This is a genomic window from Streptomyces sp. NPDC085460 (assembly GCF_044541975.1).
Taxonomy (GTDB): Bacteria; Actinomycetota; Actinomycetes; order Streptomycetales; family Streptomycetaceae; genus Streptomyces.
In genome coordinates this window covers 1-18,059 of record NZ_JBITTO010000005.1, presented here as the reverse complement: position 1 = coordinate 18,059, position 18,059 = coordinate 1, and the positions used below count along the sequence as shown (strand labels likewise).

Annotated in this window: 15 protein-coding genes and 1 pseudogene; 6 read left to right on the top strand and 10 right to left on the bottom strand. The window is 74.7% G+C overall.

Features of this window, described 5'->3' with window-relative positions:
• Positions 1-10: 10 nt before the first annotated feature.
• From ACIGHB_RS13890 to ACIGHB_RS13880, 3 genes are read right to left on the bottom strand one after another with little or no spacing between them, the layout of a single operon-like run.
• Positions 11-1,387 (bottom strand): bifunctional RNase H/acid phosphatase, encoded by a 1,377-nt coding sequence (locus tag ACIGHB_RS13890; protein ID WP_399912788.1) that lies wholly within the window; start codon positions 1,385-1,387, stop codon positions 11-13.
• A complete protein-coding gene (locus ACIGHB_RS13885) occupies positions 1,387-2,130 on the bottom strand; it encodes a C4-type zinc ribbon domain-containing protein (protein WP_391073935.1) in 744 nt (247 codons plus the stop codon). Before ACIGHB_RS13885 ends, ACIGHB_RS13890 begins: the two co-directional genes overlap by 1 nt.
• Positions 2,127-2,945, bottom strand: coding sequence for a Nif3-like dinuclear metal center hexameric protein (locus tag ACIGHB_RS13880; protein WP_360311830.1), 819 nt, complete (start codon positions 2,943-2,945; stop codon positions 2,127-2,129). The genes ACIGHB_RS13885 and ACIGHB_RS13880 overlap by 4 nt, the downstream gene beginning before the upstream one ends.
• 310 nt (positions 2,946-3,255) lie before the next feature.
• Between ACIGHB_RS13880 and ACIGHB_RS13875 the strand changes: the two genes are divergently transcribed.
• Positions 3,256-4,425: a hypothetical protein gene (locus ACIGHB_RS13875; RefSeq protein ID WP_399912785.1), complete on the top strand. Its 1,170-nt coding sequence runs from the start codon at positions 3,256-3,258 to the stop codon at positions 4,423-4,425.
• 61 nt (positions 4,426-4,486) lie between these two features.
• Positions 4,487-4,621: a hypothetical protein gene (locus tag ACIGHB_RS13870; RefSeq protein ID WP_360311826.1), complete on the top strand. Its 135-nt coding sequence runs from the start codon at positions 4,487-4,489 to the stop codon at positions 4,619-4,621.
• A gap of 92 nt (positions 4,622-4,713) precedes the next feature.
• Here ACIGHB_RS13870 and ACIGHB_RS13865 read toward each other — a convergent pair whose 3' ends face one another.
• Genes ACIGHB_RS13865 through ACIGHB_RS13855 form a run of 3 tightly spaced genes read right to left on the bottom strand, consistent with a single transcriptional unit; the run spans position 4,714 to position 7,628 of the window.
• Positions 4,714-5,658, bottom strand: coding sequence for a 3-oxoacyl-ACP reductase (locus tag ACIGHB_RS13865; RefSeq protein WP_399912782.1), 945 nt, complete (start codon positions 5,656-5,658; stop codon positions 4,714-4,716).
• Between the two features lie 13 nt (positions 5,659-5,671).
• Positions 5,672-6,748: a Zn-dependent alcohol dehydrogenase gene (locus tag ACIGHB_RS13860; protein WP_399912779.1), complete on the bottom strand. Its 1,077-nt coding sequence runs from the start codon at positions 6,746-6,748 to the stop codon at positions 5,672-5,674.
• Between the two features lie 25 nt (positions 6,749-6,773).
• Positions 6,774-7,628, bottom strand: coding sequence for a MaoC/PaaZ C-terminal domain-containing protein (locus ACIGHB_RS13855; RefSeq protein ID WP_399912776.1), 855 nt, complete (start codon positions 7,626-7,628; stop codon positions 6,774-6,776).
• A 315-nt stretch (positions 7,629-7,943) separates the two neighbouring features.
• On the opposite strand from ACIGHB_RS13855, the pseudogene ACIGHB_RS13850 reads away from it, so the two are divergent.
• From ACIGHB_RS13850 to ACIGHB_RS13835, 4 genes and pseudogenes are all read left to right on the top strand, one after another.
• A pseudogene (locus ACIGHB_RS13850) lies at positions 7,944-8,822 on the top strand (ATP-binding cassette domain-containing protein); the annotation flags it as partial.
• Between the two features lie 188 nt (positions 8,823-9,010).
• Positions 9,011-9,751: an ABC transporter permease gene (locus tag ACIGHB_RS13845; protein WP_399912773.1), complete on the top strand. Its 741-nt coding sequence runs from the start codon at positions 9,011-9,013 to the stop codon at positions 9,749-9,751.
• Positions 9,752-9,766: 15 nt separating this feature from the next.
• The gene (locus ACIGHB_RS13840) at positions 9,767-11,014 is read left to right on the top strand and encodes a sensor histidine kinase (RefSeq protein WP_399912770.1); all 1,248 of its coding nucleotides are present in this window, start codon (positions 9,767-9,769) and stop codon (positions 11,012-11,014) included.
• 5 nt (positions 11,015-11,019) lie between these two features.
• Positions 11,020-11,652 (top strand): response regulator transcription factor, encoded by a 633-nt coding sequence (locus tag ACIGHB_RS13835; RefSeq protein ID WP_399913618.1) that lies wholly within the window; start codon positions 11,020-11,022, stop codon positions 11,650-11,652.
• Between the two features lie 9 nt (positions 11,653-11,661).
• Here the strand turns inward: ACIGHB_RS13835 and ACIGHB_RS13830 are convergent, their stop codons facing one another.
• The 4 genes from ACIGHB_RS13830 to ACIGHB_RS13815 all read right to left on the bottom strand — a co-directional run bounded on the left by ACIGHB_RS13830 (position 11,662) and on the right by ACIGHB_RS13815 (position 17,696).
• The gene (locus ACIGHB_RS13830; RefSeq protein WP_360311812.1) at positions 11,662-13,137 is read right to left on the bottom strand and encodes a DHA2 family efflux MFS transporter permease subunit; all 1,476 of its coding nucleotides are present in this window, start codon (positions 13,135-13,137) and stop codon (positions 11,662-11,664) included.
• A gap of 62 nt (positions 13,138-13,199) precedes the next feature.
• The gene (locus ACIGHB_RS13825; protein WP_360311810.1) at positions 13,200-14,390 is read right to left on the bottom strand and encodes a lipid-transfer protein; all 1,191 of its coding nucleotides are present in this window, start codon (positions 14,388-14,390) and stop codon (positions 13,200-13,202) included.
• 11 nt (positions 14,391-14,401) lie between these two features.
• The gene (locus ACIGHB_RS13820; protein WP_399912766.1) at positions 14,402-16,804 is read right to left on the bottom strand and encodes an acyl-CoA dehydrogenase family protein; all 2,403 of its coding nucleotides are present in this window, start codon (positions 16,802-16,804) and stop codon (positions 14,402-14,404) included.
• A gap of 124 nt (positions 16,805-16,928) precedes the next feature.
• A complete protein-coding gene (locus tag ACIGHB_RS13815; RefSeq protein ID WP_399912763.1) occupies positions 16,929-17,696 on the bottom strand; it encodes a helix-turn-helix domain-containing protein in 768 nt (255 codons plus the stop codon).
• Positions 17,697-18,059 lie beyond the last annotated feature (363 nt).

The window sequence follows — 18,059 nt, the reverse complement described above, 5'->3', positions numbered from 1 at the left end:
TTCGGCGGCTTCAGCGCCGGAGGTGCGAGGTGTCGTTGAGGAGGCGTACGGAGGCGTTGCCGTCGGCGTAGTAGGCGACGGCGGAGAGCGAGGCGGCGGACAGCTCCATCTTGAACAGGGACTCCGGCGGGGCGCCGAGCGCCAGTCGGACCAGGGTCTTGATGGGCGTGACGTGGCTGACGAGGAGGACCGTGCGGCCCGCGTGCGCGGCGGCGAGGCGGTCGCGGGCGGCGGAGACGCGGCGGGTGACGGCGGTGAAGCTCTCGCCGCCGCCGGTGGGCGCGGCCTTCGGGGAGGCGAGCCAGGCGTCCATGTCCTCCGGGTACCGGGCGCGGACCTCGGCGAAGGTGAGGCCCTCCCAGGCGCCGAAATCGGTCTCGCGGAGCCCGGGTTCGACGACGACGTCGAGCCCGAGGCGGGCGGCGACGGCCTCGGCGGTCTGGCGGCAGCGGGTGAGCGGGGAGCTGACGATGTGCTGGATCGTGCCGCGCGCGGCGAGGGCGTCGGCGACGGCGGCGGCCTGGCGGTGTCCCGCCTCGGACAGCCCGGGGTCCGAACCCCCGCTCCCCGAGAACCGCTTCTCGGGCGTGAGCGCGGTCTCCCCGTGCCGGAGCAGCACGAAGGTGGCGGGGGCGGCGAGGTCCGGCGGGGCGGGGGCGCGGCGCGGGCTCGCGGGCGCGGGGCCTGCGGGTGCGGGGCCTGCGGCTGCGGGCTCGGCGGGCTCGGCGGGTGCGGGGCCTGCGGGTGCGGCTGCGGGCTCGGCAGGTGCGGGCTCCGTGGCAGACGGGTCCGGAGCAGCGGTACCCGGCACCGTGGGCTGTGCCCACCCGTTCCGCCCTGCGGAACGTTTGCCCACAGCAGGTGCCAGGGCCGCTCGGGCGAGGGCCGCGCCCGCGGCGGCGTCGCCGGGCGGGCCCGACGGCGGCGGGGTGGCGGCGGCGCGGGCCGCCGAGACGTCGCGGGGGGTCCACTGCTCGCCGCGCTTGCCCGCGTCCATCGCCTCGTTGGCCAGGCGGTCGGCGTGCTTGTTGCGCTCGCGGGGGATCCACTCGTAGCGGACGCGGTCGGACGGGAAGGCGCGGGCCGCCTCCGCCGCGAGGGGCTTCATGTCGGGGTGCTTGATCTTCCAGCGGCCCGACATCTGCTCGACGACGAGCTTGGAGTCCATCCTGACCCGGACCGTGGCGTCGGGCGCCAGGTCCAGGGCGGCGCGGAGGCCCGCGATGAGGCCCTTGTACTCGGCGACGTTGTTGGTGGCGACGCCGATGTACGCGGCGGCCTCCGCGAGGGTCTCGCCCGTGGCCGGGTCGAGGACGACGGCGCCGTAGCCGGCGGGCCCGGGGTTGCCCCGGGAGCCGCCGTCCGCCTCGACCACGAGCTCGCGCATTACAGGCCGGACTCCGCCGTGCGGACGAGGATCCGGCGGCAGTTCTCGCACCGTACGACCGTGTCCTTCGCGGCGGCCCGCACCTCGTTCAGCTCGGTGATGTTGAGCTCGATGTGGCAGCCCTCGCACTTGCGCTGGTAGAGGCGGGCCGCGCCGACGCCGCCCTGCTGCTCGCGGAGCTTCTCGTACAGCTTGATCAGGTCGGCGGGGACGGAGCCGGCGACGACCTCGCGCTCCTTGGTGACGGTGGCGGCCTCCTCGTCCAGGCCGGCCTGGGCGACGTCCCGGCGGCCGGTGGCGTCGTCCACCTTGGCCTGGACGGCGGCGACGCGCTCGGTGAGCTCGGCGACGCGCTCCTGGGCGGACTCGCGGCGCTCCATCACCTCCAGGACGATCTCCTCCAGGTCGCCCTGGCGCTTGGCGAGCGACGTGATCTCGCGCTGGAGGCTCTCCAGGTCCTTCGGGGAGGACACGGCGCCGGAGTCGAGCCGCTGCTGGTCGCGGGCGGCGCGCTGACGGACCTGGTCGACGTCCTGCTCGGCCTTGGTCTGCTCGCGGGCGCAGTCGCTGTCCTCGGTCTGCGCGGCGACGAGCAGGTCGCGCAGCTGGGTGAGGTCCTTGGTCAGCGCCTCGATCTCCGCGTGCTCGGGCAGCGCCTTGCGCTTGTGGGCGAGCTGCTGGAGGCGGACGTCCAGGGCCTGGACGTCGAGGAGGCGGATCTGGTCGGCGGGCGCGGCGTTCAGTTGGGGGCTCCAGGGGAAGTGTGGTGGGAGGACCAGGGGTCGGTGACCGTCTTCGAGACGTGGACGCGGAGGTCCCAGCCGTGACGGTCGGAGATCTCGTCGAGCTGGGCGGCGGCCAGCTCGCACCAGGGCCATTCGGTGGCCCAGTGGGCGGCGTCGACGAGGCCGAGCGGTGAGTGCTGGGTGGCCTCGGAGACGGGGTGGTGGCGCAGGTCCGCGGTGAGGAAGGCGTCCACCCCGGCGGCCCGCACGGCGTCGAAGAGGCTGTCGCCGGAGCCGCCGCTGACGGCGACGCGACGGACGGTCATGTCCGGGTCGCCGGCGACCCGGACGCCCTGCGCGGTGGCGGGCAGCCGCTTCGCGGCGCGCGCGGCGAACTGGGCGAGGGTCTCCGGCTGGTCGAGCTCGCAGATCCGGCCGAGGTTGTTCTCGGGGACGAGCGGGCCGGTGACGCGCAGGTCGAGGGCGCCGGCGAGGGCGTCGGAGACGCCGGGGTCGGCGGTGTCGGCGTTGGTGTGCGCGACGTGCAGGGCGATGTCGTGCTTGATCAGGGTGTGCACGACGCGGCCCTTGAAGTGGCCGGCCGCGACCGTCGTCGTGCCGCGCAGGTAGAGCGGGTGGTGGGTGACGATCAGGTCGGCGCCGAGGGCGACGGCCTCGTCGGCGATCTCCTGGACGGGGTCGACGGCGAAGAGGACACGGGTGACCTCGGCGTCGGGGTCGCCGCAGACGGTGCCGACGGCGTCCCACTGCTCGGCCCGCTGGGGCGGCCAGAGGGCGTCGAGCTCGGCGATGACTTCAGACAGACGGGGCACGGAGGAAAGGCTACCTGTCCCGCGTGCCCCACCGTCCTGACCTGTGGACAACCCCGGCCCCCGCCACCGGAACCCTGTGGACAACCCGGGGCGAGGGATGGCCCCGGGGGCGGCCGGGACGGGCCGACAGCGGAGTCACAGGGTCCGCTCGGGCCCGCCTCACCCCCCGTACCCCTGGCCCCGCCAGCACAACCGGCCCCCTCCCCTCAATGGAACGGGAGGACCGCCACCCTTATGTGTGAAGTGCGGGGGCTCGTGTTGTTCGGCTGGAAGTGCGAAAACTAGCTTCGTGGCCGGAGGTGACGAGTCGATGACAGCGTGTGCCATCGAGACCGCGGCCGAGGACGGCGACCACGACGGGACGGCCGTCCACCCCCCGGCGGGGTTCGCGATCACGGCGAACGGCGCGTACGGTGCCAGGCTCGCGGGTTCCGGGGACGCCCTGTACGCGGAGCGGTGGACGCTCGACGGCCCGGAGCCGTACGCCGTCCCGCTCCCGCTGGACCAGCCCGAGGAGCCGGACACCCGGCTGCTGCCGCTGGCCGACGGGCGGGTCCTGGTGTGCCGCCGGGTGGACGGGCGGCGCCACACCTTCTCGCTGCTCTACCCGACCGGCCCCGGCACCGGCGAGCTGCGGCTCGGCTCGGTGGAGGCCCCGGGCCCCGGGCGCGTGGAGCTGCTGCCGCCGTCCCCGGACGGCATCTGCGCGTACGCGATGCAGGCGGGACCCGACTCCACCACGCTCTGGCTGGTGGCGGGCGGGGCCTTCGGTCCCGAGCGGGTCGCGGAGATCCCCGGCCACTGCGCGGGCGGGGTCTGGCTGGACCGTACGGGGCGGATACTCGCCCTCGACCGGCGGCTCGGCGACGGGCCGGTGAAGGCGGTGGCGGTGGACCTGGAGCGGGGCGGCGAGGTGTCGCCGCTGCTCCAGATCACCGAGGCCAGCAACGACCGGCTGCTGCTCGCGGACCCGGACAGCGGGCTGCTCCTGATCCGTTCGGACGCGCCCTCGCCGGGCCACGAGCGGCTGGGCTGGGGGGTGCTGGGCAGCCTGCTGCCGGTGCGGTTCCCGGAGTGCCTGCGGCTGGACGACGCGGCGGTGACGCCCTTCGCGATCCAGCCGGGGCAGGTGCTGATGCCGGAGAGCTGCGGGGTGGCGCTGCGCATCGACGCGGCGGCCGGTGCCTGGGTCGGCCTGTGGCGGCCGTCGGGACGGCGGATGCACCAGGTGGCGGCGCCGCCCGGGTGGGTGGCGGGGGCCGGGACGTGGTCGCCGGAGGGCGTCCTGCGACTGCCGTGCTCGACGGAGGAGCTGCCGTGCGCGCTGGCCGGCCTGTCGGTGCCGGAGGAGCCGGAGCCGGTCGCGGTGGCCTCCGCGGAGCCGGAAGCGGGGGACGGCGGAGAGCACGCGCGCCCGCGCGCGTGCCGGCCGGTTCCGCTCCAGCAGGCGCCCCTGACGGACCGTAAACCCGCTGGCTAGACTCACCGCCGCACCACAGCACAGCACAGCGGAAGCACGTTTCAACGGGGTGAGTACGTCCATGACCGAGAACAGCACGGAGGCGACGCAGGAGGCGCAAGGCACGGGTGCCGGACGGCACCGGGGTCCGGCCGCTTCGGAGGAGTCCTCCTCCGCGCCGCACGGCCGGCACCGCCGCGAGGCGGACGAACGGTAGAGCCCGGCACGCGCGCGTGGCGAAGGGCCCCGGGGGATCCGCTCCCCCGGGGCCCTTCGGCTCCCCCCGCCACCCGCAGCCCCGTGGCCCGGTCAGCCCTTCTTCAGCCCCAGGACCTCGGAGGCCGCGAAGGTCTCGCCGGGCGGGCGCTCGGCGAAGTACGGGGTGAGCAGCCCGTCCAGCTCCTCGAAGCCGAAGGCTTCCTTGGCGGTGTCGAACTTGGCCGCGACCCGGGGCCGTTCGACGACCGCGACCATCCCGCCGTGGACGACCAGCAGCTGTCCGTTGACCCGCGCCGCGGCCGGGGAGGCGAGGTAGCCGACGAGCGGCGCCACGTGCTCGGGCGACAGCGGGTCGAGCTCGTCCTCGGCGGCCGGCTCGGCGAAGCCGGCGAAGACGTCCTCCGTCATGCGGGTGCGCGCGCGGGGGCAGATCGCGTTGGCGGTCACCCCGTAGCGGGCGAGGGCGAGCGCGGTCGAGGTGGTGAGGCCGACGATGCCGCCCTTGGCCGCCGCGTAGTTGGGCTGTCCGGCCGAGCCGGCGAGGAACGCCTCGGAGGAGGTGTTGACGATCCGGCCGTAGACGCCGGTCTCCCCCGCCTTGGACCGGCCGCGCCAGTGCACCGCCGCGAAGTGGGTGGTGTTGAAGTGGCCCTTGAGGTGGACGCGGATCACCGAGTCCCACTCGTCCTCGCCCATCGAGAAGACCATCCGGTCGCGCAGGATGCCCGCGTTGTTGACGAGGACGTCCAGCTTGCCGAACTCGGCCACGGCCAGGTCGACCAGGCCGCGCGCGGTCTCGAAGTCGGAGATGTCGCCGAGGTGGGCGACGGCCCGGCCGCCGGCCGCGGTGATCTCGGCGGCCACCTCCTCGGCGGGGGTGGCCGACGCCTCCCCGGAGCCGTCCCGGCCGGGCTGTCCGTAGTCGTTGACGACGACGGCGGCGCCGAGCCGGGCCAGTTCGAGCGCCTCCGCGCGGCCGAGCCCGCGCCCGGCGCCGGTGACGATCGCGCTGAGCCCCTCAAGAGGCAGTGACATGGCTGGGGTCCTCTCAGATCTCGATGCAGGTACGGAGGGAGGCGCCGGTCCGCATCTGCTCCAGGGCGTCGTTGATGCCCGCCAGCGGCACCCGGTGGGTGATCAGCGACTCCAGGTCGATGCGGCCGGCCCGCCAGAGCGCGATGGCCCGCTCGTACGACCGGAGCACGTCGCCGCCGCCGTACATGGAGGGCAGGATCCGCTTCTCGTCGAAGAACAGCTCGAACATGTTGAGCTGGAGGTTGTCGTCCATGGCGCCGGCGCCGACCACGCAGAGGGTGCCGCCGCGCCGGGTGGTTTCGTAGGCGGTGCGGGCGGTGGCGGACTTGCCGACGACCTCGAAGACGTAGTCGAAGCCCTCGCCCGCGGTGATCCGCTGCTTGGCGTCGCCGAGCGCGTCGGGGGCGACGGCCTCGGTGGCGCCGAAGCGGAGCGCGGCCTCGCGGCGGGACTCGACGGGGTCCACGGCGACGATCTGGGCGGCGCCCTGGAGCCGGGCGCCCTGGATGGCGGAGATGCCGACGCCGCCGCAGCCGATCACGGCGACCGACGAACCCGCCTCCACCTTCGCGGTGTTGATGGCGGCGCCGAGCCCTGTGGTCACGCCGCAGCCGATGAGGGCGGCGATGTCGAAGGGCACGTCGTCGGGGATCGGGACGGCGCAGCCGGCGTCGACGACGACCTCCTCGGTGAAGGTACCGGTGCCGGCGAAGCCGAAGACGCCCCCGCCGGGGCGCTTGAAGTTGGGGGTGCCGGCGTTCATGAAGCCGGCGAGGCAGAGCTGGGTCTGGCCGCGCTTGCAGGCGGCGCAGCTTCCGCAGGCGGGCAGCCAGCAGAGCAGGACGCGCTGGCCCTCGGAGAGCCCGGTGACGCCGTCGCCGACGTCGATGATCTCGCCGGCGCCCTCGTGGCCGGGGATGAACGGCGCCGGCTGGGGCAGCACGCCGCTCATGGCGGAGACGTCGGAGTGGCACAGGCCGGTGGCCCGCACCCGGATCCGCACCCTGCCCGGGCCGAAGCCCACCGCCTCGACGTCGTCGAGGACTTCCAGTTTGTCCTGGCCGATCTCGTGCAGTACGGCTGCGCGCATGGTGCGGCTCCCTCCGGAAGCGGTTCTACGAGTGTTCGACGAGCGTGTCGGCGAGGACGGGGGCGTCGTCGCGCTCCACGGCCGTCACCGTCACCTGGACGCGGCCGTCCCCGGCCCACATCCGGATGCGCAGGGTCTCGCCGGGGAAGACGATCCCGGCGAAGCGGGTGCGGTAGGCGCGGACGCGGGTGACGTCACCGCCCAGCACCGTGTCCACGACGGCCTTGAGCGTCATGCCGTACGAGCAGAGGCCGTGCAGGATCGGTCGGTCGAATCCGGCCAGGGCGGCGAACTCCGGGTCGGCGTGGAGCGGGTTCCAGTCCCCGGAGAGCCGGTAGAGGAGGGCCTGGTCCTCGCGGATCGGGCGCTCGACGGTCTTGTCCGGCTCGCGGTCGGGGACGTCGAGGCGCTCGGAGGGGCCGCGGTCGCCGCCCCAGCCACCCTCGCCGCGGACGAAGATCTGGGCGTCGGAGGTCCACAGCGGCCCGTCGTCGTCGGCGGCCTCGGAGCGCAGCACCAGGATGGCGGCCTTGCCCTTGTCGTACACGGCGGCGACGCGGGAGGTGGAGACGGCCCGGCCGGCGGTGGGCAGCGGGCGGTGGAGGGTGATCGACTGGCCGCCGTGGAGGACGGCGGCGAGGTCGACGTCGATGCCGGGGGCGGAGAGCCCGCCGACGACCCCCATGCCGGCGCCGGCGACGGTGGCGAAGCTGGGCAGCACGTGGAGCCGGGATTCGAGGGTGTAGCGCAGCTCGGCGGGGTCGGTGGCGGGGCGGCCGGCCCCGAGACCGAGGTGGTAGAGCTGGACGTCCTTGTGGTCCCAGGCGATCTCGGCGCTGCGGGGTTCGGCGGCGAGGGCCTTGGCGGGGTCAATGGGCATCGACTTGCTGCTCCTTGGAGGTCCTTGGAGTGGAAGACCTCGGCGCGACCGTCCGCACCGTCGGTCACGCCGAGGCCGTGCGGGAACCGTTCGGAGCGCGTCGACTAGAACGCGTTCCAGTTCGGTGTCCCCCATGTATAGCGGAGCCCGTATGCGTTGGGAACCCTCGCATCGCGCCTTCCTGACGGTACGTCAGACACCGGGTGCGGGGTACCCGCCGGGCGCGGCCGCCTCGCCGCCCCAGGACATTTGTCACCGCCGGATGCGTACCCGGCCGCCTGCCGCGCCGGAGCCCCGCTCCGTACCGTCGGGAGCATGACGAACGAACCCGCGGCCGTCTTCGAGGCGGTCACCAAGGCGTACGGGCGCGTCCGCGCGGCGGACGGCCTGGACCTCGCCGTCCCGCGCGGCGAGACGGTGGCCCTGCTGGGGCGGAACGGCGCCGGGAAGTCCACCGCGATCGGCCTGCTCCTCGGCCTCGACACCCCCGACAGCGGGCGGGTCGCCCTCTTCGGCGGGGCCCCCGGCCGGGCCGTCGCCGCGGGCCGGGTCGGGGCGATGCTCCAGGAGGGCCGGCCGGTCCCCCGCGTCACCGTCCGCGAACTGGTCCGCTTCGTCGCGAGCACCTACCCGGAGCCGCTGCCGGTCGCCGACGCCCTCGCCCTCGCCGGGCTCACCGCCCTGGCCGACCGCCGCGTGGACCGGCTCTCCGGAGGCCAGGCCCAGCGCGTCCGGTTCGCCGTGGCACTGGCCGGCAACCCGGAGCTGATCGTCCTGGACGAGCCGACCTCCGCGCTCGACGTCGAGGCGCGCGGCGAGTTCTGGGCCGCGATGCGCGGCTACGCGCGGCGCGGCAACACGGTCCTGTTCTCCACCCACTACCTGGACGAGGCCGACGCCTTCGCCGACCGTATCGTCGTCCTCGACGGCGGCCGGATCATCGCCGACGGCACGCCGGAGCGGCTGAAGCGCGCGGCCGGCGGGGCGCTCGTCGCCGTGGACCTGGGCGGCGGCTCCGGCGCCTTCCTCTCCGGACTGCCCGGGGTGACGGAGGTGGAGATCCGCGGCGACCGCGCCCGGCTCCGTACCGACGACCCGGACGCGACCGTGCGGGCCCTCGCGGCACGGGACGCGATCCGCGGCCTGGAGGTGGCCCCGCCCTCCCTCGACGACGTCTTCCTCGACCTCACCCGGGCCCGGGAGACCCATGAGACCCACGAGGCCCACCAGGCCCACCAGGCAGACGACACCCGCCAGGCCCTGGGCTCCCACCAGGTCCACGACTCCCACCAGGCCCAGGACTCCCACCAGGCACACCACTCCCCCCTGACCCGTGACGCCCACCGCACCCCGCCCGCGTCGCACGACACGGAGGCGACCCGATGAGCACCGCCCTGTCCACCACCGCCGCGTACGCGAGGCTGGAGGTCCGCCGGACCCTGCGCGACCAGGGTTTCGTCATCTCCACCCTCGGCGTCCCCGTCCTGATGTACCTGCTCTTCACCAACCTCGGCGGGCAGGCCGACCCGGCCTTCAGGACCGCCGCCATGGTGGGCATGGCCGCCTACGGGGCGCTGGGCGCGGCCCTCTCGCTCGGCACCGGGGTCGCCGAGGACAAGGCGACCGGCTGGCTGCGGCAGCTGCGCGTCACGCCGATGACCCCGCGCCGGGTGGTCGTGGGGCGGGCCCTGACCGGCGCGGTCGTCGTCCTGCCGGCGATCTCGGCGGTGCTGCTGGCCGGCGCGCTCGTCAACGGCGTGCGGATGGAGCCGCTCCGGTGGGCGGCGGTGGCCCTCGCGCTCTGGCTGGGCTCGCTGCCCTTCGCCCTGCTCGGCCTCGGCAACGGCTACCGGCTGACTCCCCAGGCGACCGGCGCGGTCAACGTGGCGTGCAACCTCGGCCTGGCCGTCGTCGGCGGCCTCTGGTTCCCCGTCTCGCTCTTCCCCGGCTGGCTGGCCGGGCTCTCCGCCTGGACCCCGACCCACCGCTTCGCGGAGGCGGGAACCGCGCTCGCCGGAGGGCACGCGCCGACGGCTGCCGCGCTGCTGCTGCTCGCCGGGTGGACGGCGGTCTTCGGGGCGTACGCGGCGGTCTCGTACCGTCGTTCCGCGCGGGCTGTCTGACGAGGGGGCGCGACGATGCGGTGGTGGCGGAAGCGGTGCGAGAGCCGGGAGGAGCGGGGGCCGAGCGGGATGAGCCTGCTGCCGTGGCTGCTGCTGGGGCTGGGGGCGCTCTCCCATCTGATCAGCGGTGACGCGGTCAGGCCCTGGCTGGGCCTGCTCGGCCTGCTGGTCTTCAACACGCTGTACATCGCGATCGTCTTCCGCGCCTTCGACGCCCGGCGGCGGAACTCCCGCACCACCTGGGCGCTGATGGGGACGGCGACCGCCGTCGGCTTCGCCCTCGCGATCGGCTACGGCCGCGAGTGGCTGCTGCTGCTCCCGCTGCTCGGGCTGGCGCTCGGCGCGGTGGTGCGGGGCGGGCGGATGCTGCGGATCACGGCGTTCCCGCTGGTCGCGGCGGTCGGGGTGGTCACCTTCTGGCGGGACGGCGTGGGCTCGATCGGGGTCGTCTACGGGACCTTCATCTCGGTCATGGTGACGGCGGCGATCCTCGCGCTGAACGAGACGGTGCGGGAGCTGCGGGGGACCCGGGAGGAGCTGGCGCGGGCGGCGGTGGAGAAGGAGCGGCTGCGGTTCTCGCGCGATCTGCACGACCTGCTGGGCCACACCCTCTCGGTGATCGTGGTGAAGGCGGAGGCGGCCCGGCGGCTCGCGCCGGGCGATCTCGACGCGGCGCTCGGGCAGATCAGCGACATCGAGACGGTGGGCCGGCAGGCGCTCACCGAGATCCGGGAGGCGGTCACCGGCTACCGCGAGGGCAGCCTCGGCACCGAGCTGGACCGGGCGCGGGACGCGCTCGCCTCGGCGGACGTGGAGCCGGTGGTCCGGCGTTCGGGCCCGCCGCTGGAGCCGGCGACGGAGGCACTGCTTGGCTGGGTGGTGCGGGAGGCGGCGACCAACGTGGTCCGGCACGCGCGGGCGACCCGTTGCGAGATCGCGGTGACGAGCGGCCCGGAGCGGGCCCGCCTCACCGTCACCGACAACGGCCGCGGCCCCTCCCCCGGGGCCTCCGGCAGCGGCCTGCGCGGTCTGGCCGAGCGGCTCGCGGCGGCCGGCGGCACGCTCACCACCGCGGCGGCCCCGAGCGGCGGCTTCCTGCTGACGGCCCAGCTCCCGACCTCACCGCCCGAGCCGGGAGAGCCCGGCCAGCCCGACCAGCCCGACCAGCCCGACCAGCCCGACCAGCCCGACCAGCTCATCGATCCGGGGACGCCCGTTCCGCCCGGCGAGGTGGAACCGTCCCGCCTAGGCTTCCGGTTGTGAACGAGATGCCGCGGGACCATCGGCCGGTGAAGTCCATCCGGGTGCTCCTCGCCGAGGACCAGGGGATGATGCGCGGGGCGCTCGCGCTGCTACTCGGGATGGAGGCGGACATCGAGGTCGTCGCCCAGGTGGGGCGAGGCGACGAGATCGTGGAGCGGGCCCTCCTGGCCCGGCCCGACGTGGCGCTCCTCGACATCGAGCTTCCGGGGCGTTCGGGGCTCGACGCGGCGGCGGAGCTGCGGGACGAGGTGCCGGACTGCCGGGTGCTGATCCTGACCACCTTCGGCCGGCCCGGCTACCTGCGGCGGGCGATGGAGGCGGGGGCGGCCGGATTCCTGGTGAAGGACGGACCGGTGGAGGAGCTGGCGGAGGCGGTACGGAAGGTGCTGCGCGGCGAGACGGTGATCGACCCGGCCCTCGCGGCGGCGGCCCTCGGCGCGGGCCCGAACCCGCTGACGGCCCGTGAGCGGGACGCCCTGTCCGCGGCGGTGGACGGGGCGACGATCGCGGACATCGCCGCGCGGCTCCACCTCTCGGAGTCGACCGTACGCAACTACCTGTCGTCCGCGATCGGCAAGACGGGCACCCGCAACCGCATGGAGGCGGCGAGGGCGGCCCGCCGGCAGGGCTGGCTCTAGGGAGAGGCCCTAGGGCTTCCGCGCCGTTCGGTGTACGGCGCGGGGGAGCCAGATCGCCATCAGGGCGGCCGCGGTGAGGAGGAGGCCGGCCGAGACGCGGAAGGCCATCGCGTAGCCGGGGACCAGGTGGGAGCCGTCCGGGGCGCCGGTGAGGCCGAAGTCGGGGCCGGGGACGGGGGTGGAGGCCGCCACGGTGGTGAGGACGGCGAGGCCGAGGGCGCCGCCCATCGTGCGGGAGGTGTTGACCAGGCCGGAGACGAGTCCGGCGTCGCCGGGGGCGGCGCCGGAGGTGGCGAGGGTCGCGAGCGGGGTGGTCGCGAGGCCGATGCCGCCCATCATGAGGATGCCGGGGCCGAGGATGGTGGTGAGGAAGGTGCCGTCGGCGGTCATCGTGGACTGCCAGGCGAAGCCCGCGGCGGCGACGAGTATGCCCGCGACGGCGAGCGGCTTGGCTCCGGTGGCGGCCATGATGCGGGGCGCGGTCTTGGAGCCGACGAGCACGGCGAGGGAGCTGGGGACGAGGGCGAGGCCGGCCTCCAGCGGCGTGTAGCCGAGGACGTTCTGCGCGTACACCGTCATGAAGAACCACATGGCGAAGGAGGAGGCGCCGCAGAGCATGATCCCGGCGTTGGCGGCGGACACGGCCCGGTTGCGGAAGATGCCGAGCGGGACGAGGGGTTCCCGGGTGCGCCGTTCGACGGCGACGAAGACCGCGATGAGGGCGAGGCCGCCGAGGAGCGGCAGGAGGGTGGCGGCGGAGGTCCAGCCGGCCGTCTCGGTCTGCACGATGCCGTACGCGAGGGTGGCGAGGCCGGCGGTGACGAGGACGGCGCCGGGCAGGTCGAGCCGGCGGCCGGTGGCGGCGCGGCCCTCGCGGAGCCAGAGCGCGGCGGCGGCCAGGACGACGATGCCGATGGGCACGTTGACGAGGAGGACCCAGCGCCAGTCGAGCAGGTCGACGAGGAGGCCGCCGACGAAGCCGCCCGCGGCGCCGCCCGCCGCGCCGACCGCGGTCCAGGTGGCGATGGCCCGGGTGCGGGCGGCGCCGGCCGGGACGGCGGAGGTGACGAGGGTGAGGGTGGCCGGGGAGAGCGCGGCGGCGCCGAGGCCCTGGGCGGCCCGGGCGGCGATGAGGTAGGAGCCCTCGGGGGCGATGCCGCCGACGACCGAGGCCGCGGTGAAGAGCCCGAGGCCCGCCAGGAACATGGTCTTCCGCCCGTACAGGTCGGCCGCCCTGCCGCCGAGGAGCATGAAGCCGGCGAAGGCGATCGAGTAGGCGTTGAGCACCCACTGGAGGCCGACGGTGCCGAGACCGAGGTCGGCCTTGAGGGAGGGCAGGGCGACGTTCATGACCGACACGTCGAGGACGACGAGGAACTGCCCGGCGCAGGCGACGAGGACGACGAGCCAGGGGCGCGGGGCGCGGAGGGGGGACAGGGCGGGGGTGGATCCGGTGGCGGAGTCGGTCTGCGGCATGGATGTCATGGTCGCAGACCGAGTTGGCCCCGTACATGCGCGAAAAGTCCTCGGTCGTGGAGGCGCTGGTCCTACGCCTTGCGGAGGAGGGTCACCACCGCCGCGCCGCCGAGGCCGATGTTGTGGGCGAGGCCGACGCGGGCGCCGGGGACCTGGCGGGCGGCGGCCTCGCCGCGGAGCTGCCGGACGAGTTCGGTGGCCTGGGCGAGGCCGGTGGCGCCGAGCGGGTGACCCTTGGAGATGAGGCCGCCGGAGGGGTTCACCACCCACCGGCCGCCGTAGGTGGTGGCGCCGGACTCCATGAGTTTGCCGGAGGCGCCGTCCTCGCACATGCCGAGGGCTTCGTAGGTGAGGAGTTCGTTGATGGAGAAGCAGTCGTGGAGTTCGATGACGTCGACGTCCTCGATGCCGAGCCCGGAAGCTTCGTACGCCTGCCGCGCGGCCTCCCGCGACATGGGACGGCCGACGGCATCGACGCAGGAGCCGGAGGCGAAGGACGCGCCGGTGTCGGTGGTCATGGCCTGGCCGGCGATCTCCACGGCCCGCCCCTCCAGGCCGTGGGCGGCGGCGAAGCGCTCGGAGACGACGAGGACGGCGGCGGCGCCGTCGGAGGTGGGCGAGCACTGGAGCTTGGTGAGGGGCCGGTGGACGGTCTTCGCGGCGAGGACCTCGTCGACGGTGTACACGTCCTGGAACTGGGCGTCGGGGTTGCGGGAGGAGTGCAGGTGGTTCTTGGCGGCGACGGCGGCGAGCTGCGCCTCGGTGGTGCCGTACCGCTCCATGTGCTCGCGGGCGGCGTTGCCGAAGATCTGCGCGGTGGGCGGGGACGCCTCGAAGCCGTGGGCGGCGGCCATGATGCCGTAGTGGCGGGCGACGGGTGAGGTCGCGAAGTCTCCGGAACCGGCTCCGCCGCCGAGGGAGCCCTTGCTCATCTTCTCGAAGCCGAGGGCGAGGACGCAGTCGGCGATGCCGCCCTCGACGAACTGGCGGGCGGTCATGAGGGCGGTGGACCCGGTGGCGCAGTTGTTGTTCAGGTTGTAGACGGGGATGCCGGTGAGGCCGAGCTCGTAGACGGCCCGCTGGCCGGCGGTGGAGGGCTGGAAGCAGTAGCCGACGACGGCCTGCCCGACCTCCTCGTACGGGATCCCGGCGTCGGCGAGGGCGGCGGTGCCGGCCTCGCGGGCCATGTCCCAGTACTGCCAGTCGCGGGTCTCCGGCTTCTCGAACTTCGTCATGCCGACCCCGGCGATGTACGACTTCATGGCGTGCCCTCTCAGTCCCTGGGGAGGCCGAGCAGCCGCTCGGCGACGACGTTGAGCTGGACCTGCGTGGTGCCCCCGGCGATGGTGAGGCAGCGGGACATGAGGAACCCGTGGACGGCCGCCGCGCCGGGCCCCTCGCACACGGCGCCGTCGGGGCCGAGGAGTTCGAGGGCGAGTTCGGCGGTCTTCTGCTGGTGGAGGGTCTGGACGAGCTTGCGGACGCTGGCACCGGCGCCGGGGTCGAGCCCGGAGACCTGGAGGAGCGTGGTGCGCAGGCCGATGCAGGCGAGGGCGTGGGCCTCGGCGAGGAGGGCGCCGGTGCGGGCCCGGACGGTGCCGTCGGCGTCGGCGGACGCCTTGATGAGCGCTTCGAGGCCGGTGTCGAAGACGACCTGGTCGGCCATGTGGACGCGTTCGTTGCCGAGGGTGTTGCGGGCGACCCGCCAGCCGTCGTTCACCTCGCCGACGACGGCGTCGGCGGGGAGGACGGCGCCGTCGAACCAGACCTCGTTGAAGAGGGAGTCCCCGGTGATCTCCTTGAGCGGGCGGATGTCGATGCCGGGGGTGTTCCTCATGTCGACGAGGAAGTAGGTGAGCCCCTGGTGCTTGGGGGCGGCGGGGTCGGTGCGGGCGAGGAGGATGCCGTGGTCGGCCCACTGGGCGGCGCTCGTCCACACCTTCTGGCCGGTGATCCGCCAGTTCCCGTCCTCGGTGCGTTCGGCGTGGGTGCGCAGGGAGGCGAGGTCGGATCCCGCGCCCGGCTCGGAGAAGAGCTGGCACCAGCGCCGCTCGCCGCGCAGGGTGGGCCCGAGGTGACGTTCCTGCTGCTCGGGGCTGCCGTGGGCGAGGAGGGAGGGGACGACCCAGGTGGCGATGCCGAGTCCGGCGACGGTGATGCCCGCCTCGTCGAGTTCGCGCTGGACGGCGAGCTGCTGGAGCGGGCCTGCGCCGAGGCCGTACGGCTCCGGCAGGTGCGGGGCGGCGTAGCCGGTGGGGGCGAGGACGCGGCGGGCGGCGGCGGGGTCGAGTCCGGCGGCCGGGGCGAGCGCCTCGCGGGCGGCGGCGCGGTACGGCTCGGCGGCGGGCGGCAGGTCGAGGCGGAGGGCGCGGCGCAGCCCGGTGGCGGCGTGCCGGAGGGCGTCGAGCCGGAACCGGTCGCCGGTGCCGAGGAGCTGGCGGGCGACGAGGGCGCGGCGCAGCAGGAGGTGGGCGTCGTGCTCCCAGGTGAAGCCGATGCCGCCGAGGATCTGGACGCAGTCCTTGGCGCAGCTGTGGGCGGCGTCGAGGGCGGTGGCGGCGGCGAGCGCGGCGACGAGGGGCCGGGCGGGGTCGTGGACGGCGCGGGCCGCGTCCCAGGTGAGGGCGCGGGCCTGTTCGAGCCGGACGAGCATGTCGGCGCAGAGGTGTTTGACGCCCTGGAACTGTCCGATGGGCCGGCCGAACTGCTCGCGGGTGCGGGCGTGTTCGGCGGCGGTCTCGACGGCGCGGGCGGCGGTGCCGCAGGCGTCGGCGGCGAGGAGGACGGCCGCGAGGTCGTGGACGAGCGCGCTGTCGAGGGCGAGGACACGGCCGGCGGGCACGTGATGGGCGACGGCGGTGACCTCGGCGGTGGGGCGGGTGGGGTCGGCGGAGGGGTGGGGTCGGACGGTGAGCCCGGACGGGCTGGGGGCGGGGGCACCGGCGGTGGGCCGGCCGGCGACGGGGTCACTGGCCGTGGGCGTGGGCCTACCGGCGACGGGGTCGCTGGCCGTGGGCGTACCGGAGGCGGGGGCACCGGCGGTGGGCGTACCGGCGACGGGGCCGCTGGCCGTGGCCGTACCGGAGGCGGGGACACCGGCGGTGGGCCGGCCGGCGGCGGGCGCTCCTGAGGCCGGGGCTGCTGCCGCGCCCGGTGGTGCGTCGACGGCGAGCCAGACGGTGCCGTCGGCGGTGGCGGCCTGGAGGAGGAGCAGGTCGGCCTGGCCGGCGCCGAGGACGGGGGGCGCGGTGCCGTCGAGGACGTACCCGGTGTCGGTACGGACGGCGGTGAGGGTTCCGGCGCCGCCGAGGGCGACGGCTCCGGCCCTGCGGCCCTCGGCGAGGTCGGCGAGGAGCGGGCCGGTGGCGCCCGCGCGGTGGAGGAACTCGGCGGCGAGGACGGAGGGCAGGTACGGCCCGGGGAGGAGGGCCCGCGCGGTCTCCTCCACGACGACGGCGAGGTCGTCGAGGCCGCCGCCCCCGCCCCCGTGCTCCTCGGGTACGTGGATCCCCAGGAGGCCCTGCGCGGCGGCGGCGTCCCAGTACGCGGGCCGGCCGGCGGGCGGCTCGGGCGCGTCGAGCCACCGGCGGACTTCCTCGGGGGGTGCGGCGCGGGTGAGCCAGGCGCGGACGGACCGGGCGAGGTCCCGCTGTTCGTGCGTGATGGCGATGCCCATGGCGCGCAGACTAGAACACGTTCCATTCTGACGGAAGGTCAGATACGGGACGGATCGCGTACCGGATCGAGTACCGGATCACGTACCGGATCGCGACGCGGGGCCTCGGGGCGAGCCGACGCCGTCAGCCGCGCCCCTCGACACCCTCCGGGGCCGGCGGGTCCTCCGACCCCTCCCCCTCGCCCCCGGCGGGCTTCGACAGCAGGATCTCCCGGGCCTGTTCGGCCGCGCGCACGATCTCCTCGCCCACGAAGTCCATGAAGCGGGCGACGTTCTCCAGCCGGGCGGCGGCCGGGGTGCCGGCGCCGAGGACGGCGACGCCCTGCCGGGCGATCTCGACCATCTGCTCGTTGGCCTTGGCGGAGGCGATCATCGACTGGTACCAGAGCTCGTCGTCGACGATGTAGCGCTCGCGCCGGCGGTCGTCGCGCTCGCGCCGGATGAGGCTCTGGCTCTCCAGGAAGGCGACGGCCTTGGAGATGGAGCCCGCGCTGACCTGGAGCCGCTCGCCGAGCTCCCCCGCGGAGAGGCTGCCCGCGTCGGTGGCGTAGAGGGCGGCGAGGACGCGGGCCGTCATACGGGGCAGACCGCCCTGCATGAAGACGGTGGCGAACGCCTCCTCGTAGTCGCGCACGGCGGCCGCGTCGCGCCCGTCGCCCCGCGCGGCAGGCTGGGAGTCGCCGCCGGGCCGGCGGCGGCGGGCCCGGCCCTCGGTGGCGCGGTGGGCGAGGTCGGGGCGGTAGGCGGTGGGCCCGCCGTTGCGCATGACCTCGCGCGTGACGGTGGAGGTGGGACGGTCGAGACGCCTGGCGATCTCCGCGTAGGCGAGCCCGTCGCCCAGTCCCAGCGCGATCTGCTGACGTTCCTGCTGGGTGAGTCTGCCTCCCGGCATCACCGATCTCCCTCCGTACGGACCCGATACGGCGCCAGCATAGCGTTCATCGCTCCATCATTGCAACGTCACGGCATATGCCGTTGCATCAAAACAGGCTTCATTGCAACGATTTCCACTCATTGACCTGCACTGATGCACTCCTTACGCAACGAAGCAGTTGCCACACCATGGAAAGCAACGTAGCTTTTCCCTTGTCGGAAACGCCGACGGAGCAAGAACGACAACGACCTCCCAGGAGCAGTCATCATGCAGACCTTCGCCACCACCGCCCCGATCACCGCCCTCGTCTCCGTCCCCGCCGGGAACCTCCGCTTCATCGCCGCCGACCGCGCCGACGTCACCGTCGAGGTCCGCCCCGCG

What these genes read in the sequence shown, in the direction of transcription:
- ACIGHB_RS13890 (WP_399912788.1), bottom strand. Translation starts at nt 1,387, where the DNA reads ATGCGCGAGCTCGTGGTCGAGGCGGACGGCGGCTCCCGGGGCAACCCC.
- ACIGHB_RS13875 (WP_399912785.1), top strand. Translation starts at nt 3,256, where the DNA reads ATGACAGCGTGTGCCATCGAGACCGCGGCCGAGGACGGCGACCACGAC.
- ACIGHB_RS13870 (WP_360311826.1), top strand. Translation starts at nt 4,487, where the DNA reads ATGACCGAGAACAGCACGGAGGCGACGCAGGAGGCGCAAGGCACGGGT.
- ACIGHB_RS13865 (WP_399912782.1), bottom strand. Translation starts at nt 5,658, where the DNA reads ATGTCACTGCCTCTTGAGGGGCTCAGCGCGATCGTCACCGGCGCCGGG.
- ACIGHB_RS13860 (WP_399912779.1), bottom strand. Translation starts at nt 6,748, where the DNA reads ATGCGCGCAGCCGTACTGCACGAGATCGGCCAGGACAAACTGGAAGTC.
- ACIGHB_RS13855 (WP_399912776.1), bottom strand. Translation starts at nt 7,628, where the DNA reads ATGCCCATTGACCCCGCCAAGGCCCTCGCCGCCGAACCCCGCAGCGCC.
- ACIGHB_RS13845 (WP_399912773.1), top strand. Translation starts at nt 9,011, where the DNA reads ATGAGCACCGCCCTGTCCACCACCGCCGCGTACGCGAGGCTGGAGGTC.
- ACIGHB_RS13840 (WP_399912770.1), top strand. Translation starts at nt 9,767, where the DNA reads ATGCGGTGGTGGCGGAAGCGGTGCGAGAGCCGGGAGGAGCGGGGGCCG.
- ACIGHB_RS13835 (WP_399913618.1), top strand. Translation starts at nt 11,020, where the DNA reads ATGCCGCGGGACCATCGGCCGGTGAAGTCCATCCGGGTGCTCCTCGCC.
- ACIGHB_RS13830 (WP_360311812.1), bottom strand. Translation starts at nt 13,137, where the DNA reads ATGACATCCATGCCGCAGACCGACTCCGCCACCGGATCCACCCCCGCC.
- ACIGHB_RS13825 (WP_360311810.1), bottom strand. Translation starts at nt 14,390, where the DNA reads ATGAAGTCGTACATCGCCGGGGTCGGCATGACGAAGTTCGAGAAGCCG.
- ACIGHB_RS13820 (WP_399912766.1), bottom strand. Translation starts at nt 16,804, where the DNA reads ATGGGCATCGCCATCACGCACGAACAGCGGGACCTCGCCCGGTCCGTC.
- ACIGHB_RS13815 (WP_399912763.1), bottom strand. Translation starts at nt 17,696, where the DNA reads ATGCCGGGAGGCAGACTCACCCAGCAGGAACGTCAGCAGATCGCGCTG.